Origin of the sequence: Bacillus sp. 2B09 (assembly GCF_003946835.1) — a bacterium.
Lineage (GTDB): Bacteria > Bacillota > Bacilli > Bacillales > Bacillaceae > Bacillus > Bacillus altitudinis.
This window is the reverse complement of record NZ_RPSG01000001.1, coordinates 310253-325703: the sequence shown is the minus strand read 5'-3', so window position 1 is coordinate 325703 and position 15451 is coordinate 310253. Positions and strand designations below refer to the sequence as shown.

The 15451-nt window shown below is 42.7% G+C and carries 16 protein-coding genes; 15 read left to right on the top strand and 1 reads right to left on the bottom strand.

The annotated features are described in order from the left end of the window. The first annotated feature begins 8 nt into the window (after positions 1 to 8). The 10 genes from def (at position 9) to spoVM (ending at position 9014) form a co-directional block, all read left to right on the top strand. Positions 9 to 491, top strand: coding sequence for a peptide deformylase (gene def, locus EBQ12_RS01650; RefSeq protein WP_008344891.1), 483 nt, complete (start codon positions 9 to 11; stop codon positions 489 to 491). Between the two features lie 5 nt (positions 492 to 496). Next, positions 497 to 1450, top strand: coding sequence for a methionyl-tRNA formyltransferase (gene fmt, locus EBQ12_RS01645; RefSeq protein WP_017359336.1), 954 nt, complete (start codon positions 497 to 499; stop codon positions 1448 to 1450). Next, complete coding sequence (gene rsmB / locus EBQ12_RS01640) at positions 1437 to 2780, top strand: 16S rRNA (cytosine(967)-C(5))-methyltransferase RsmB (protein WP_046527262.1); 1344 nt, start codon at positions 1437 to 1439, stop codon at positions 2778 to 2780. Before fmt ends, rsmB begins: the two co-directional genes overlap by 14 nt. Positions 2781 to 2783: 3 nt before the next feature. After that, positions 2784 to 3872 carry a dual-specificity RNA methyltransferase RlmN gene (gene rlmN / locus EBQ12_RS01635; protein WP_007499669.1) on the top strand — a complete coding sequence of 363 codons (1089 nt, stop codon included), beginning with the start codon at positions 2784 to 2786 and terminating at the stop codon, positions 3870 to 3872. A 3-nt stretch (positions 3873 to 3875) separates the two neighbouring features. Further along, positions 3876 to 4646 carry a Stp1/IreP family PP2C-type Ser/Thr phosphatase gene (locus EBQ12_RS01630; RefSeq protein WP_034647887.1) on the top strand — a complete coding sequence of 257 codons (771 nt, stop codon included), beginning with the start codon at positions 3876 to 3878 and terminating at the stop codon, positions 4644 to 4646. Next, entirely contained in the window at positions 4640 to 6595 is a 1956-nt protein-coding gene (gene pknB / locus EBQ12_RS01625; RefSeq protein WP_076821729.1) for a Stk1 family PASTA domain-containing Ser/Thr kinase, read from the top strand. The genes EBQ12_RS01630 and pknB overlap by 7 nt, the downstream gene beginning before the upstream one ends. A gap of 12 nt (positions 6596 to 6607) precedes the next feature. Next, a complete protein-coding gene (rsgA, locus tag EBQ12_RS01620; RefSeq protein ID WP_024720340.1) occupies positions 6608 to 7504 on the top strand; it encodes a ribosome small subunit-dependent GTPase A in 897 nt (298 codons plus the stop codon). Positions 7505 to 7507: 3 nt separating this feature from the next. Then, positions 7508 to 8158, top strand: a complete 651-nt coding sequence (gene rpe, locus EBQ12_RS01615) for a ribulose-phosphate 3-epimerase (protein WP_046343514.1) — start codon at positions 7508 to 7510, stop codon at positions 8156 to 8158. A 59-nt stretch (positions 8159 to 8217) separates the two neighbouring features. Then, positions 8218 to 8862, top strand: a complete 645-nt coding sequence (locus EBQ12_RS01610; protein WP_046343515.1) for a thiamine diphosphokinase — start codon at positions 8218 to 8220, stop codon at positions 8860 to 8862. A gap of 71 nt (positions 8863 to 8933) precedes the next feature. Further along, positions 8934 to 9014, top strand: coding sequence for a stage V sporulation protein SpoVM (spoVM, locus tag EBQ12_RS01605; protein ID WP_008354550.1), 81 nt, complete (start codon positions 8934 to 8936; stop codon positions 9012 to 9014). A gap of 69 nt (positions 9015 to 9083) precedes the next feature. Here spoVM and rpmB read toward each other — a convergent pair whose 3' ends face one another. Continuing rightward, positions 9084 to 9272 (bottom strand): 50S ribosomal protein L28, encoded by a 189-nt coding sequence (gene rpmB, locus EBQ12_RS01600; RefSeq protein WP_003212514.1) that lies wholly within the window; start codon positions 9270 to 9272, stop codon positions 9084 to 9086. Positions 9273 to 9543: 271 nt separating this feature from the next. Between rpmB and EBQ12_RS01595 the strand changes: the two genes are divergently transcribed. The 5 genes from EBQ12_RS01595 (at position 9544) to recG (ending at position 15356) form a co-directional block, all read left to right on the top strand. Then, positions 9544 to 9906 carry an Asp23/Gls24 family envelope stress response protein gene (locus tag EBQ12_RS01595; protein WP_008344871.1) on the top strand — a complete coding sequence of 121 codons (363 nt, stop codon included), beginning with the start codon at positions 9544 to 9546 and terminating at the stop codon, positions 9904 to 9906. A 15-nt stretch (positions 9907 to 9921) separates the two neighbouring features. Then, positions 9922 to 11595, top strand: a complete 1674-nt coding sequence (locus tag EBQ12_RS01590) for a DAK2 domain-containing protein (protein ID WP_048002836.1) — start codon at positions 9922 to 9924, stop codon at positions 11593 to 11595. Between the two features lie 149 nt (positions 11596 to 11744). Next, complete coding sequence (gene sdaAB / locus EBQ12_RS01585; protein WP_008344864.1) at positions 11745 to 12407, top strand: L-serine ammonia-lyase, iron-sulfur-dependent subunit beta; 663 nt, start codon at positions 11745 to 11747, stop codon at positions 12405 to 12407. 20 nt (positions 12408 to 12427) lie between these two features. After that, complete coding sequence (gene sdaAA, locus EBQ12_RS01580) at positions 12428 to 13330, top strand: L-serine ammonia-lyase, iron-sulfur-dependent, subunit alpha (RefSeq protein WP_041090625.1); 903 nt, start codon at positions 12428 to 12430, stop codon at positions 13328 to 13330. Next, positions 13308 to 15356, top strand: a complete 2049-nt coding sequence (gene recG, locus EBQ12_RS01575; protein ID WP_035700728.1) for an ATP-dependent DNA helicase RecG — start codon at positions 13308 to 13310, stop codon at positions 15354 to 15356. The genes sdaAA and recG overlap by 23 nt, the downstream gene beginning before the upstream one ends. Positions 15357 to 15451: the final 95 nt, after the last annotated feature.

The following is a 15451-nucleotide window of genomic DNA, read 5'->3' as shown; positions in this document are numbered from 1 at the left end:
GTCTTTTCGTGGCAATTAAACCGATAGTCTTACATCCTGCAGACGTGCTTGAACAACAAACAGAGCTTGTTGATACATTCGATAAAAAACTGAAAAAACTGCTGGATGATATGTATGATACAATGCTTGAACTAGATGGAGTCGGCCTAGCCGCACCACAAATCGGCATCTCAAAAAGAATCGCCGTGGTCGATATCGGCGAAGATTCTGGGAGGATTGACTTAGTAAATCCTGAGATTCTTGATGTGGAAGGGAGCCAGACAGACATTGAAGGCTGCCTGAGCTTTCCATCTTTATACGGAACGGTTGAAAGACCAAATTATGTGAAGGTGAAAGCCTTTGATAAGAAAGGCAAACCATTTACAATAGAAGCAGAAGGATTTTTAGCAAGAGCTTTATTGCATGAAATTGATCACTTAGACGGTGTATTATTCACGTCGAAAATCATTCAAACGTATACAGAAAAAGAACTTGCGGAAATGGAAGGGTGAAGAAAATGGCACGTATCGTATTTATGGGAACCCCTGATTTCTCAGTACCTGTGCTGCAAACACTTATAACAGAAGGATATGAAGTTGTCGGGGTCGTCACACAGCCTGATCGCCCGAAAGGCAGAAAACGAGTGCTCACGCCGCCTCCTGTAAAAGTAGAAGCCTTAAAACACGGCATTCCAGTTTTACAGCCTGAAAAGGTACGTCTTGATGAAGAAATTGATAAAGTGCTTGCGTTAAAGCCAGATTTGATCGTAACAGCAGCGTTCGGACAAATTTTGCCAAAAAGATTACTTGATGAACCTGAATTTGGCTGTATCAACGTTCATGCCTCACTGCTGCCAGAACTAAGAGGCGGTGCACCGATCCATTATGCGATCCTGCAAGGCAAAAAGAAAACAGGCGTGACGATCATGTATATGGTAGAAAAGCTTGATGCAGGTGACATGATTAGCAAAGTAGAAGTAGAAATTGATGAATTAGACAACGTCGGAACACTGCATGATAAATTAAGTGTGGCTGGTGCGGCGTTATTAAAAGACACAGTTCCAAATGTGTTAAGCAGGTCTATCTCGCCAATTCCGCAAAATGAAGAGGCAGCAACGTATGCACCAAATATTAAGCGGGAGCAGGAAAGATTAGACTGGACCAAGCCAGGAGAAGAGCTTTACAACCAAGTTCGCGGCTTAAATCCATGGCCAGTTGCCTATACTGAATGGAACGGTGCTAACTTAAAAGTATGGGAAGCGAAAAAAGTTCCGCTTCAAGCACCAGAAGAACCTGGGAAAGTGATTGAGCTTCAAAAAGAAGGACCAGTCGTTGGAACAGGAAATCAGCAAGGCCTTTTATTAACGAGTGTACAGCCCGCTGGAAAGAAAAAAATGAGCGGTGAAGACTTCTTAAGAGGCGCAAATATCGAAATTGGACAGAAATTAGGGCTAATCAATGAAGAAAAGTAATGTGAGAGAAGTAGCGCTAGACGCTTTAATCAAACTCGAACAAAATCAAGCCTACAGTAACTTGCTTTTGCAGTCAGTGATGAAAGAGAAAGAACTTTCCGATCAAGACAAACCGCTATTAACAGAACTTGTATACGGTACACTGCAAAACAAGCTGGCACTTGATTATATGCTCACACCCTTTGTGAAAAAACCGCAAAAAGTGGCTCCATGGGTGATGCAGCTTTTGCGGATGTCTCTTTATCAGATGGTTTACCTTGAAAAAATTCCAGATCGTGCAGCCATCCATGAAGCAGTGGAACTAACGAAAAAGCGCGGACATAAAGGTATTTCTTCACTAGTCAACGGCGTTCTTCGTTCTGTGCAAAGAGAAGGCGTGCCAGCATTTGATGCGATCAAAGATCCGGTAAAAAGGCTTTCAATAGAGACAAGCCATCCATTGTGGCTCGTACAAGAATGGGTGGAGGCGTACGGTTTTGAAGCAACAGAAAGCATGTGCCGTATTCATTTAGTCCCGCCAAAGCAGACATTGCGTGTCAATCGAATGAAAAAAGACCGCCCTGCACTGCAGCAAGAACTCATGGATGCAGGAATTGAAACAGAGCTCGGCGACTTATCTGAGGATGCACTCAAACTCATGAAAGGATCTATCGTATCTACTCCTTTCTTTCAAGAGGGCTTTGTCACGATTCAAGATGAAAGCTCCATGCTTGTCGCAAGAGCGCTGGATCCTCAGCCGGGAGAAATGGTGCTTGATGCCTGTGCCGCTCCTGGTGGTAAATCAACACATATCGCAGAGCGAATGAACGATGAGGGGAAGATTGTGTCTCTTGATTTACATGAGCACAAAGTAAAACTGATCAAACAGGCAGCAAAACGTCTGAACTTAACGCATATTGAGGCAAAAGCGCTTGATGCAAGGAAAGTATCCGACCATTATGATGATGCTTCGTTTGACCGTATTCTCATTGATGCACCATGTTCAGGTTTTGGCGTCATCAGACGAAAACCAGATATGAAATATACAAAGTCCTCGGAAGACTCAGCAAGACTTGCGACAATTCAGCAATCGATCTTGCATGAAACAGCCCAGCTGCTAAAGCCAGGCGGAACCCTTGTATACAGTACATGTACAATGGATCCAACAGAAAATCAACAAGTGATTCATGCGTTTTTACAAGAACACCAAGACTTCGACCCCGATCTATCTCTTAATGAACGGCTGCCTGAGCAGGTTGCTCCGTTTGTTCAAAACGGAAGTGTACAAATTCTTCCTCATTATTTCGGAACAGATGGTTTCTTTATTTGCAGCATGAGAAAGAAGGGATAAAAAATGACAGAACAAAAACAAAAAGTAAGAAAAGAACTGAAAACAGACATGCCGTCGATCTACTCGTTCGAGCTAAATGAAATCAAAGACTGGTTAAAGGAACAAGGCGAGAAGCCTTTCCGTGCAACACAAATTTTTGAGTGGCTTTATGAAAAACGCGTCACGTCCTTTGATGAAATGTCTAACCTTTCAAAGGAATTAAGAGAAAAATTAAAAGATCAATTCGCCATCACGACTTTAAAAACAGTGATAAAACAAACATCTCAAGATGGAACGATCAAGTTCTTATTTGAATTACACGATGGCTATACCATTGAAACCGTGCTGATGCGCCACGAATATGGCAACTCTGTCTGCGTCACAACACAGGTTGGCTGCCGGATTGGTTGTACATTCTGTGCATCTACACTTGGCGGTTTGAAACGTAACCTTGAGGCGGGAGAAATTGTGGCCCAAGTATTGAAAGTACAACAGGCGCTTGATGAAACAGATGAACGCGTCAGCTCAGTTGTCATCATGGGAATTGGCGAACCGTTTGATAACTTTGATGAAATGCTTGCATTCCTTAAAATCATTAACCATGATAACGGCTTAAATATTGGTGCACGTCATATTACCGTTTCGACGAGCGGGATCATTCCAAAGATTTATCAATTTGCGGATGAGCAAATGCAAATCAACTTTGCTGTCTCCCTGCACGCACCAAATACTGACATTCGAAGCCGCCTCATGCCAATCAATAAGGCATACAAGCTGCCAAAATTAATGGAAGCTATTGAATACTATATTCAAAAAACAGGCAGACGCGTGAGCTTTGAATACGGTCTGTTTGGCGGAGTCAATGATCAAGTCCATCACGCAGAAGAACTTGCTGATTTATTAAAAGGAATCAAATGCCATGTAAACCTCATCCCTGTGAACTATGTACCAGAAAGAGATTACGTGAGAACACCAAGAGAACAAATCTTCCTATTTGAAAAAACGCTGAAAGAACGAGGCGTAAACGTAACGATTAGACGAGAGCAAGGCCATGATATTGATGCTGCTTGCGGTCAGCTAAGAGCGAAGGAGCGTCAGGAAGAGACGAGGTGACGAATGTTGATAAGGGCAGCCTTTCAAACCGATACAGGAAAAGTCCGTCAGCATAATGAAGATGATGCAGGTATTTTTGAAGCAAAAGAAGACACACTTCTAGCTGTTGTAGCAGATGGAATGGGAGGTCATCTTGCTGGTGATGTAGCCAGCAAGATGGCAGTTTCTTCTTTAAAAGAATACTGGCAGGAAACATCTTCAATTCCAAATAAACCAGCCGATCAAGAAAATTGGTTAATCTCAAAAATTAGCGACATTAATGACCAAGTATACGAACATGCGAAAAACAATGAGGAATGCCAAGGAATGGGGACGACCATCGTTTGTGCGCTCGTTCATTTGCAAACGGTCACAATTGCCCATATTGGTGACAGCCGCTGCTATTTGCTAAGAGAAGGTGCGCTGACCCAATTAACAGATGATCACTCACTAGTGAATGAGTTAGTGAAAACAGGAGAGATTTCAAAAGCGGATGCAGAATATCATCCAAGAAAAAATGTGCTGACCAAAGCGTTAGGAACGGATAAACACGTTCAAATTGATGCACGAACTTTTGAAGTGGATCCAGGAGATCAAATTTTGCTTTGCTCAGACGGATTATCGAATAAAGTAGAAGAAGAACATTTGATTCAGATTTTATCGCAAACAACCGCACCAGATGAAAAAGTAACAGAGTTAGTTCAAACAGCGAATGACAACGGCGGTGAAGATAACATTACAGCAGTACTGTTAGAAATCTCCTCCCAAACAGAGGAGGGTGACAGCAAGTGTTGATCGGAAAAAGGATCAGCGGCCGTTATCAAATTCTTCGCGCCATAGGCGGAGGCGGAATGGCCAACGTTTATTTGGCGGAGGATATGATTTTAGATCGCGAAGTGGCGATTAAAATTTTACGGTTTGACTTTGCAAGCGATGATGATTTTATTAGACGGTTCCGGAGAGAAGCGCAATCAGCAGCCAGCTTAGATCATCCGAATATTGTCAGTATCTACGATGTAGGGGAAGAAGATGACATTTATTATATTGTCATGGAATATGTCGAAGGGATGACGCTGAAGGAATACATACACGCCAATGGACCGCTTCATCCAAAAGAAGCCGTTCGCATTATGGAGCAAGTCGTTGCGGCGATGGAAGAAGCCCATGCGAAACAGCTCGTCCATCGAGACATTAAGCCTCACAATATATTAATAGACAACTTGGGGAATATCAAAGTCACTGATTTTGGCATTGCCATGGCACTTAGCTCAGCGACCATTACCCATACGAATTCTGTTCTTGGCTCCGTGCATTATTTGTCCCCAGAGCAAGCGCGCGGCGGTCTTGCAACGAAAAAGTCAGACATTTATTCACTTGGTATTGTTCTTTATGAGCTGATTTCAGGACGCATGCCATTTGAAGGAGAATCCGCTGTCAGTGTCGCACTGAAGCATTTGCAATCAGAGCCGCCATCTGTGAGAAGGTGGAATCCTTCTGTACCACAAAGCGTGGAGAACATCATTTTAAAAGCGATGGCCAAAGATCCATTCTATCGATACGAAGATGCATCTGAAATGCAAAAAGACTTAAAAACGGCTTTTGACCCTGCAAGACTAAAAGAAAAACGCTTTGTCATTGAAGAAGATCATGAAGCAACAAAAGCCATTCCTATTATAAAAGATCATCAAGTCGATCAAGACAATGAAAAAACAGCCGTCCACCCGGTTCAAAAACCAAAGAAAAAAGAGAAACAAAAGCCGAAGAAAAAACGGAAAAAATGGCCGTGGATTGTAGCGTCGATCTTATTTGTTTTGACGGCTGCGACCATTTTAGCGATCACGGTCTTCCCAGGATTACTCTTTCCAAAGGATGTAGAGGTGACCGATGTTTCTGGCATGACGGTTGAAAAAGCGGAAGACACCTTGAAGAAAGCCGGATTTACCGTCGCTTCTGACCCCATTGATATTGCCGACGAGAAGATTGAAAAAGGGCTGGTTGTCAAAACAGACCCGAAAATTGGAACAAAGGTAAAAGAAGGGACAGAAATTCAGCTTTATCAAAGTACAGGTAAAGAAAAAACCGAATTACCTGATGTAACTGGTGAAAAGGTCGAGAAAGCAAAAGAACGATTAGAGAAAAAAGGGTTTAAACAGGTTGTTGTAGAGGAAGTGAATGATAATGACACAGAATCAGGCATTGTCATGGAACAGAAACCTTCCGCAAATACAGAACTTGTCGCAGCAGATGAAGAGGTCACATTGACCGTCAGCATAGGACCTGCCGATATTACCTTACGGGATTTAACGACGTATAGTAAACAGGCCGCATCAAATTATCTAGAGGATAATGGACTAAAGCTAGATGAAAAAGAAGCGTATTCTGATGATGTGCCAAAAGGTGAGGTCATGAAGCAGGAACCGGGAGCTGGGACAGCTGTTAAACCTGGTGATACGGTCAAAATTACGTTCTCTCTTGGCCCAAAAGAGAAACCGGCTAAAACGGTGACTGAAAAAATTGCGATCCCGTATGAACCAGAAACAGAAGGACAAGAGATGAATGTTCAAATATCCATTGACGATGCAGAACATAGCATTTCTGATTTATATGAAACCTTTAAAATCACTGCGCCTACTGAGCGAACGATTAAATTTAAGATAGAACCTGGTCAAAAAGGATACTATCAGGTGACAGTGGATGATAAAGTAGTAAGCTCCAAAACGATTGAATACCCTGATGATGAATAAAGGAGGGACTTTATGCCTGAGGGCAAAATTATTAAAGCATTAAGCGGATTTTATTATGTGCTGGATGAGTCTCTAGAAAGTGGCAAAGTAATTCAGTGTAGAGCAAGAGGGATTTTTCGTAAAAACAAAATAACCCCGCTTGTTGGAGATTATGTCGTCTATCAAGCAGATAACGATAAGGAAGGCTATTTGCTGGAAGTAAAAGAGCGGACCAATGAGCTGATTCGCCCGCCTATTAGCAACGTTGATCAAGCGGTGCTCGTTTTCTCAGCAGCAGAGCCGACCTTTAGTACATCGCTGTTAGACAGATTCCTAGTGCTTGTTGAAGAGAGCCAGATTGAACCGATTATCTGCATCACAAAAATGGACTTGCTGAAAACAGAGCAAGAGCGAGAAACGATTCAAGCCTATGCAGAAGACTATCGCCAAATTGGATACGACGTTCATTTAACATCGACGATCGAAGGGGATGGAATTGAAAAGCTGACCCCGTATTTCCATCACAAGATTACTGTATTTGCAGGTCAATCAGGTGTAGGGAAGTCTTCTCTCTTAAATGCGATGAGTCCTGATTTAGCACTGAAAACAAATGATATTTCCTCCCATCTTGGCAGGGGGAAACATACAACAAGACATGTGGAACTCATTCGAACGGCTGAAGGGCTCATTGCCGATACACCAGGATTTAGCTCGCTTGAATTTACAGGTATCGAAGCGGAAGATTTAGGGCTCTATTTCTTAGAAATCAGAGAGAAGAGTGCAGAATGTAAATTTAGAGGCTGTTTGCACGTAAAAGAACCTGGATGTGCGGTAAAAGAGGCAGTAGAAGACGATCGCATCAGAGAGTATCGCTATCAGCATTATTTAGAGTTTTTAACTGAAATTAAAGACAGAAAGCCGAGGTACTAAATCATGGTTTATATTGCCCCATCCATTTTATCAGCCGATTTTGCCAATCTTGCGAAAGATATCCGTGATGTGGAACAAGGTGGAGCGGATTATATTCATATTGATGTGATGGACGGTCATTTTGTGCCGAATATGACATTTGGACCAAATGTAGTGGAGGCGATCAGGCCGCATACAAAGCTGCCGCTCGATGTTCACTTAATGATTGAGCAGCCAGACCAGTATATCCCTGCATTTGCAAAAGCGGGCGCTGATATTATTTCTGTTCATGTCGAGGCGTGTCCACACTTACATCGCACGATTCAGCATATAAAAGAACAAGGTGTCAAAGCAGGGGTCGTTTTAAACCCGCACACACCCGTTTCTCAAATCGCGCATGTATTAGAGGATGTTGACCTAGTCTTATTCATGACGGTGAACCCTGGTTTTGGCGGACAGGCGTTTATTCCTTCTGTTCTCTCAAAGGTAAAAGAAGTAAAGACACTTAGTGAACAAAAGGGCTTAACCGATTTACTCATTGAAATAGATGGCGGTGTCAATGTAGAGACAGCAAAGAGCTGCAAAGAAGCAGGCGCTAATCTACTGGTTGCCGGCTCAGCGGTATATGGGAAAGAAGACCGCGCGGCGGCCATTCAGGCCATTCGAGAAGCATAAGAAAAAGAACCAAAGTCATTGTGATCTTTGGTTCTTTTTCAATGGAGAGGAGCGTAATCATGCACATACATATCGTAGCCGGCGGTCCTTTTGCGTACATCCCGCCGCTTGATCATGAAGCATCTGAGGAGGACATTCTCTGGGTCGGCGTAGATCGGGGAACTCTTTTCTTACTAGAGCATGGCATTGTACCTGACAGAGCATTTGGTGATTTTGATAGTGTGACAGAAGAAGAGCTTCATGAACTGAAAAAGAAATTGCCTGCACTCAATCTATTTCAGGCAGAGAAAGATGAAACGGATTTAGAACTTGCGCTGAACTGGTCTTTGCGTCAGAATCCAGCCCATATTCAAATTTACGGCATCACAGGCGGAAGAGCAGATCATTTTCTTGGGAATATCCATCTCCTTTATAAAGGCATTCAGCACAAACAGAGCATGAACCTTGTAGATAAACAAAATATTATTCAAATGTTTGGACCTGGTACATACGAAATCAAACAAGACCCGGATAAAAAATATGTGTCGTTTTTGCCCTTCGGTACATCGGTTGAAAAGCTGACATTAAAAGGTTTCAAATATCCTCTGAAAAATTGTCATATTGAGCCTGGTTCCACACTATGTATTAGTAACGAACTCATCCACTCAAATGGTACTTTTTCTTTTCATGAAGGCATATTAATAATGGTAAGAAGCAAAGATTGACCAACCTATCAATGTGGATGGCTGATTAAGCTCAATTGTGCTGCAAGCGGTACTTTTAGGAGGGGGACAAAATGAAATTTTATACAATCAAACTGCCTAGATTTCTTGGCGGCATTGTCCGTGCGATGCTTGGTTCATTTAAGAAAGATTAATGAGTAATCTCCTTTATTTCCACATAAAAACGCCTGCTACAGTTAAATGTAGCAGGCGTTTACTCTTGCTTATACACGCTCAACTTTACCAGATTTCAAAGCTCGAGCTGATACATATACTCTTTTAGGCTTACCGTCCACTAGAATACGAACTTTTTGAAGGTTCGCGCCCCATGTACGTTTTGTAGAGTTCATTGCGTGAGAACGGTTGTTCCCAGCTTTTGTTTTTCTGCCTGTAATAACGCATTTACGTGCCATTTGTTTCCCTCCTAACTGCGAAAACATCATCATATTCTTCATATACGTACTTAGAGATGCCTCAAGATACTTTAATAATTTACCACAGCTTCAAGGGGTTTGCAAGGATTGTTTGCTCCTCTTTCAAGAAAAATACCTTGACATCTTGATAAAAAATCAAGGCTATAGTATAAGTAGGATTGGGTCGGATTGAATGATTTCTTTTAAAAAGAAGGGTCTTATAGTAAAATAGTGATAACTCAGGGCAATTTCTCAAAAAGGGGGAACCAATGTGTCCATTGAACTTAGAACGAAATACGGACAAATTGATATATCAAATGAAGTCATTGCAATGGTGGCAGGAGGCGCTGCGATCGATTGCTATGGTATTGTTGGCATGGCGTCCAAAAATCAAATAAAGGACGGCTTGACGGATATTCTCCGCAAAGAGAACTTCAGCCGGGGTGTTCTTGTGCGTCAAAAAGAAGATCGCATTCATATTGATATGTACATCATCGTCAGCTACGGTACAAAAATATCAGAAGTCGCACATAATGTTCAAACGAAAGTCAAATATACGATTCATCACACGATTGGACTTTCAGTTGACTCAGTCAACATTTATGTACAAGGAGTAAAAGTTACGAACCCGTAGTAAGGAGGAAATATATTGTCTATTAGAAATCTGGGTGGCCGCTCATTTGCAAAAATGATTCTTGCAGGTGCTCACCATCTTTCTCAAAACGCACAAATTGTTGATGCGTTAAATGTTTTTCCAGTGCCAGACGGAGACACGGGGACAAATATGAATTTGTCAATGACTTCAGGGGCAAAAGCAGTTGAAGAAACAAATACCGATCACATTGGTAAGGTCGGGGTGGCTCTGTCGAAAGGGCTGTTAATGGGGGCAAGAGGAAACTCAGGTGTGATCCTGTCTCAGCTCTTCAGAGGTTTCAGCAAAAATATAGAACAAAAAGAAACAATTGACGCAAAAGAATTTGCGCTTGCCTTGCAGGCCGGTGTTGATACAGCATATAAAGCCGTCATGAAACCGATTGAAGGAACCATCTTAACGGTTGCAAAAGACGCAGCAAAGAAAGCGGTTGCTGTTTCAACAACAGAAGACCAAATCGATCGTGTGCTTGAATTAACGATTGAGGAAGCAAGAGCATCACTTGACCGCACGCCAGATCTCCTTCCTGTTTTAAAAGAAGTCGGCGTTGTAGATAGCGGCGGTAAAGGGCTTCTTTGTGTATATGAAGGTTTCCTTGCTTCATTAAGAGGAGAAGAGCTTCCTCCTAAAACGGCCTCTTTGCCAACATTAAAAGAATTAGTGAGTGCAGAGCATCATAAAAGTGCACAAAGCCATATGAACACAGAAGATATTGAATTTGGCTATTGTACAGAATTTATGGTGAAATTCGAAGAAGACAAACAGTCCTTTGACGAAAATGCCTTCAGAGAAGAATTAAGCGAATTCGGAGATTCACTTCTTGTGGTATCTGATGATACGCTTGCAAAAGTTCATATTCATGCAGAGCAGCCAGGAGATGTCTTATCATATGCACAGCGCTACGGTAGCTTGATTAATATGAAAATTGAAAACATGAGAGAGCAGCATAGCTCGATCGTCAATGAAGAAAAAGATCACTCGCCTGCTGCACCAAAAGCAACAGCTGCTGAAAAACAGCGTTTTGGAGTAGTGAGTGTCGCAATGGGAGAAGGGATTGCTGACTTGTTTAAAAGTATCGGAGCATCCGTCGTCATTGAAGGCGGACAGACAATGAATCCGAGCACAGAAGACATTGTCAAAGCAATTGATAGCATTCATGCCGAAACCGTCTTTATCTTACCTAATAATTCTAATATTGTCATGGCAGCTAAACAGGCGGCAACTGTCTCAAGTCGTGAGGTCGTTGTTATTCCGACAAAGACCGTTCCTCAAGGAATGTCGGCACTTCTTTCTCTCAATGAAGCAGCTTCGAATGAAGACAATGAAGCAGCGATGTTAGAAGCGATTGATCATGTGAAAAGCGGCCAAATTACCTTTGCGGTAAGAGATACCCAAATTGATGGGATCGACATTGCCAAAGGCGATTATATGGGCCTATACAATGGAAAAATCACCTTAACAGCTAAAAATCAATTAGATGCAGCAAAAGAGCTTTTGACCCAAATGGTGACAGAAGATGATGAGATTGTCACAATCATCAAAGGGGAAGATGCATCATCTGATGAGATGGAAGCTTTAGAAGCATATATTGAAGACACATTTGAAGATGTAGAAGTTGAAGTCCACGATGGAAAACAGCCGCTTTATTCATATATTTTGGCTGTTGAATAAAGAAAGAAGGGCACATGAAGCCCTTCTTCTTCTTTTGCATTTTTTTACTATGTGTTCATCGGTGAAATGAGTTGCGGGAATCGAATGAATCCATTAGTCTAAAGGGAGTAACAAACCAATCTGTGATTGGTGATGAGAGGGGAAGACCTATGAAATTTAGAAGTGTGTTTGATATTATTGGACCCGTCATGATTGGTCCATCAAGTTCGCACACGGCGGGTGCGGCTCGTATTGGAAGAGTGGCTCGCAGCTTGTTCGGAAGGGAACCGAAACGAATTGTTGTGTCGTTTTATGGCTCTTTTAAAGATACGTATAAAGGACACGGGACAGATGTAGCCATTATCGGCGGTGTTCTTGATTTTGATACATTTGATGAACGAATTAAAACAGCGATTGATATTGCAAAAAGCAAAGAAATCGACATTGAGTTTAAAGAAGAAGATGCGGTGCCAGCGCATCCAAATACAGCAAAAGTAGAAATTTCAGATGCGAATGGAAGCCTTGAATTAATCGGGATTTCCATTGGCGGAGGTAAAATTGAAATCACAGAATTAAATGGCTTTGAACTGAGACTCTCAGGGAATCATCCGGCCATTCTTGTGGTTCATAACGACCGCTACGGGACGATTGCAGCAGTTGCCAATGTGTTAGCGAAATTCGCCATCAACATTGGTCATATGGAAGTGGCACGTAAAGAGGTCGGGCAAGAAGCACTCATGACGATTGAAGTGGATCAGAATATTGATCCAGCGGTTTTAACAGAGCTTGAGACGCTGCCAAACATTATTCAAGTCACACAAATTGCAGAGTAACAACAAGGAGGTTATGTATGATGTTTAAAAACGTCAAAGAACTCGTGCAGCTAACAGAAGAACGGAATACCTCCATTTCAGAAATTATGATTACTCAAGAAATGGAAGTGACAGGGAAGTCACGTGAAGACATTTTCTCGCAGATGTACCGCAACCTAGAAGTGATGGAACAGGCCGTTGAAAACGGATTGAAAGGTGTGAAATCATTATCTGGTTTAACAGGCGGGGATGCTGTGAAACTTCAAGCATATATCGAATCAGGCAAAACATTGTCTGGTCATACCATTTTAGATGCTGTTAGTAAGGCAGTGGCAACAAATGAAGTGAACGCAGCAATGGGAACGATCTGTGCAACGCCTACTGCTGGCTCAGCAGGTGTTGTGCCAGGAACGCTCTTTGCGGTGAAAGAAACATTAAAGCCAACAAAGGAACAAATGGTCAGATTCCTATTTACATCTGGTGCATTTGGTTTTGTTGTCGCCAATAACGCAAGTATCTCTGGTGCAGCAGGCGGCTGTCAGGCAGAAGTAGGATCTGCATCAGGTATGGCAGCAGCAGCCATTGTAGAAATGGCAGGCGGTACGCCGCAGCAATCTGCTGAAGCCATGGCCATCACCTTAAAAAATATGCTGGGTCTTGTTTGCGATCCAGTCGCAGGACTTGTGGAAGTGCCATGTGTGAAACGAAACGCAATGGGCGCTTCTAATGCGATGATTGCAGCAGATATGGCACTTGCCGGCATTACAAGCCGCATCCCTTGTGATGAAGTCATTGATGCGATGTACAAAATTGGTCAAACGATGCCAACAGCTCTTCGTGAGACTGCACAAGGCGGACTTGCTGCAACACCGACAGCAAGGGAGCTTGAAAAGAAGATTTTCGGAGGTGTGACCTCATCTCGTGATACAGAAACTGCAAGATAAGATCTCTGCCCTCAAAGGGATTGGAGAAGAAACAGAAAAAACACTAAATGAACTTGGAATCTACACAGTAGCCGATTTACTCGGCTACTTTCCTTATCGATATGACGACTATGAGCTTCGCAACTTAGAGGAAGTCAGGCATGACGAACGTGTCACAGTTGAAGGAAAAGTGCACAGTGAGCCCGTTCTCACCTATTATGGAAAAAAACGAAGCAGGCTGACATTCAGGCTGCTTGTCGGTCGTTTTTTGATTACAGCTATATGCTTCAATCGCCCTTATTTAAAACGAAGTCTTGTTTTAGGCGATACGGTATCAGTTACAGGGAAGTGGGATAAAAACCGGCAATCCATTATGGTGCAGGAATTTAAAAAAGGAACACACGAACAAGATGGCAGTATAGAACCTGTTTATTCAGTCAAAGAAAATGTAACCGTGAAGATGATGAGACGATTTGTAAAACAAGCGTTGTCACTCTATGTAGACCATGCTGAAGATCCACTGCCAAAGCAGCTTGTAGCTGCTTATAAACTCATGTCTTATCAAGAAGCACTAAAAACCATTCATCTCCCTGAAACGAGAGACTCGCTCAAGCATGCAAGACGACGCTTCGTGTACGAGGAATTTCTCATCTTTCAGCTGAAGATGCAGGCGATCAGAAAAAAAGAACGAGAAAAAACATCAGGCATCCAGCATCCGTTCGCAAAAGAGGCGGTCTTTGAGTTTGTTCATAGCCTGCCGTTCCCGCTGACAAAAGCACAATCAAGAGTGCTGGATGAAATTATGGCAGATATGGCATCCCCGTACCGAATGAACCGGCTTCTTCAAGGAGATGTTGGATCGGGGAAAACAGCTGTAGCGGCAATTGCCCTTTATGCCGCTCATTTATCCGGCTTTCAAGGTGCGCTGATGGTGCCAACTGAAATTTTGGCTGAACAGCATGCCGATTCACTGTATCAGCTATTTGAAAAATGGGGGCTAAATATTGCTCTTTTGACGAGTTCAGTGAAAGGAAAGCGCCGCAGAGAACTGCTTGAACGTCTGAAAGAGGGAGATATTGATATTTTAGTCGGCACGCATGCCCTTATCCAGGACGAAGTGGAATTTCAGCAGCTTGGTCTTGTTATTACAGATGAACAGCACAGGTTCGGCGTGGAACAGCGGAAAAAACTGCGAAGCAAAGGGCAGGACCCAGATGTTTTGTTTATGACCGCAACGCCGATTCCAAGAACGCTTGCCATCACAGTATTTGGAGAAATGGACGTCTCAGTCATTGATGAGCTGCCAGCCGGCCGAAAGCAGATTGAAACGTATTGGGTGAAGCATGACATGCTTGAACGGATTCTTGCTTTTGTTGATAAAGAGCTGAGAAAAGGCAGACAAGCGTATATTATTTGTCCACTTATAGAAGAATCAGACAAACTGGATGTCCAAAATGCGATTGATGTTCACAGCATGCTGACAGAGGCGTATCGCGGAAAATGGTCGATCGGCTTAATGCACGGGAAACTCGCCAGTGATGAAAAAGATCAAGTGATGAGAGATTTCACTTCCAATGAAGTGCAAATCCTTGTGTCAACGACAGTTGTTGAAGTTGGTGTCAACGTGCCGAATGCGACCATCATGGTCATTTATGATGCGGACCGCTTTGGACTGTCACAGCTTCATCAGTTAAGAGGCAGGGTCGGACGCGGAGAGCATCAATCTTTTTGTATTTTAATGGCGGACCCTAAATCAGAGACCGGTAAAGAACGCATGCGGATCATGTCTGAAACAACGGATGGCTTTGAACTGTCTGAAAAGGACTTAGAACTAAGAGGCCCTGGCGACTTCTTTGGCAAGAAACAAAGCGGAATGCCTGAATTTAAAGTGGCAGATATGGTTCATGACTATAGAGCGCTTGAAACCGCTAGAAAAGATGCGGCAGAGCTCGTGCAGTCTGAAGCCTTTTGGACAGACCCTGAATACAAAGAACTTAGGCAAACACTCGTAGACAGCGGTGTGCTTGGCGGAGATAAATTGAGCTGATCAAGTGCTGGAGGAATTTTCTTGTCTTTTTGAAACAAGGATTGATTTATCATCTATGAGATTATATACTACTATTAGTACCTAGTCATAAATGT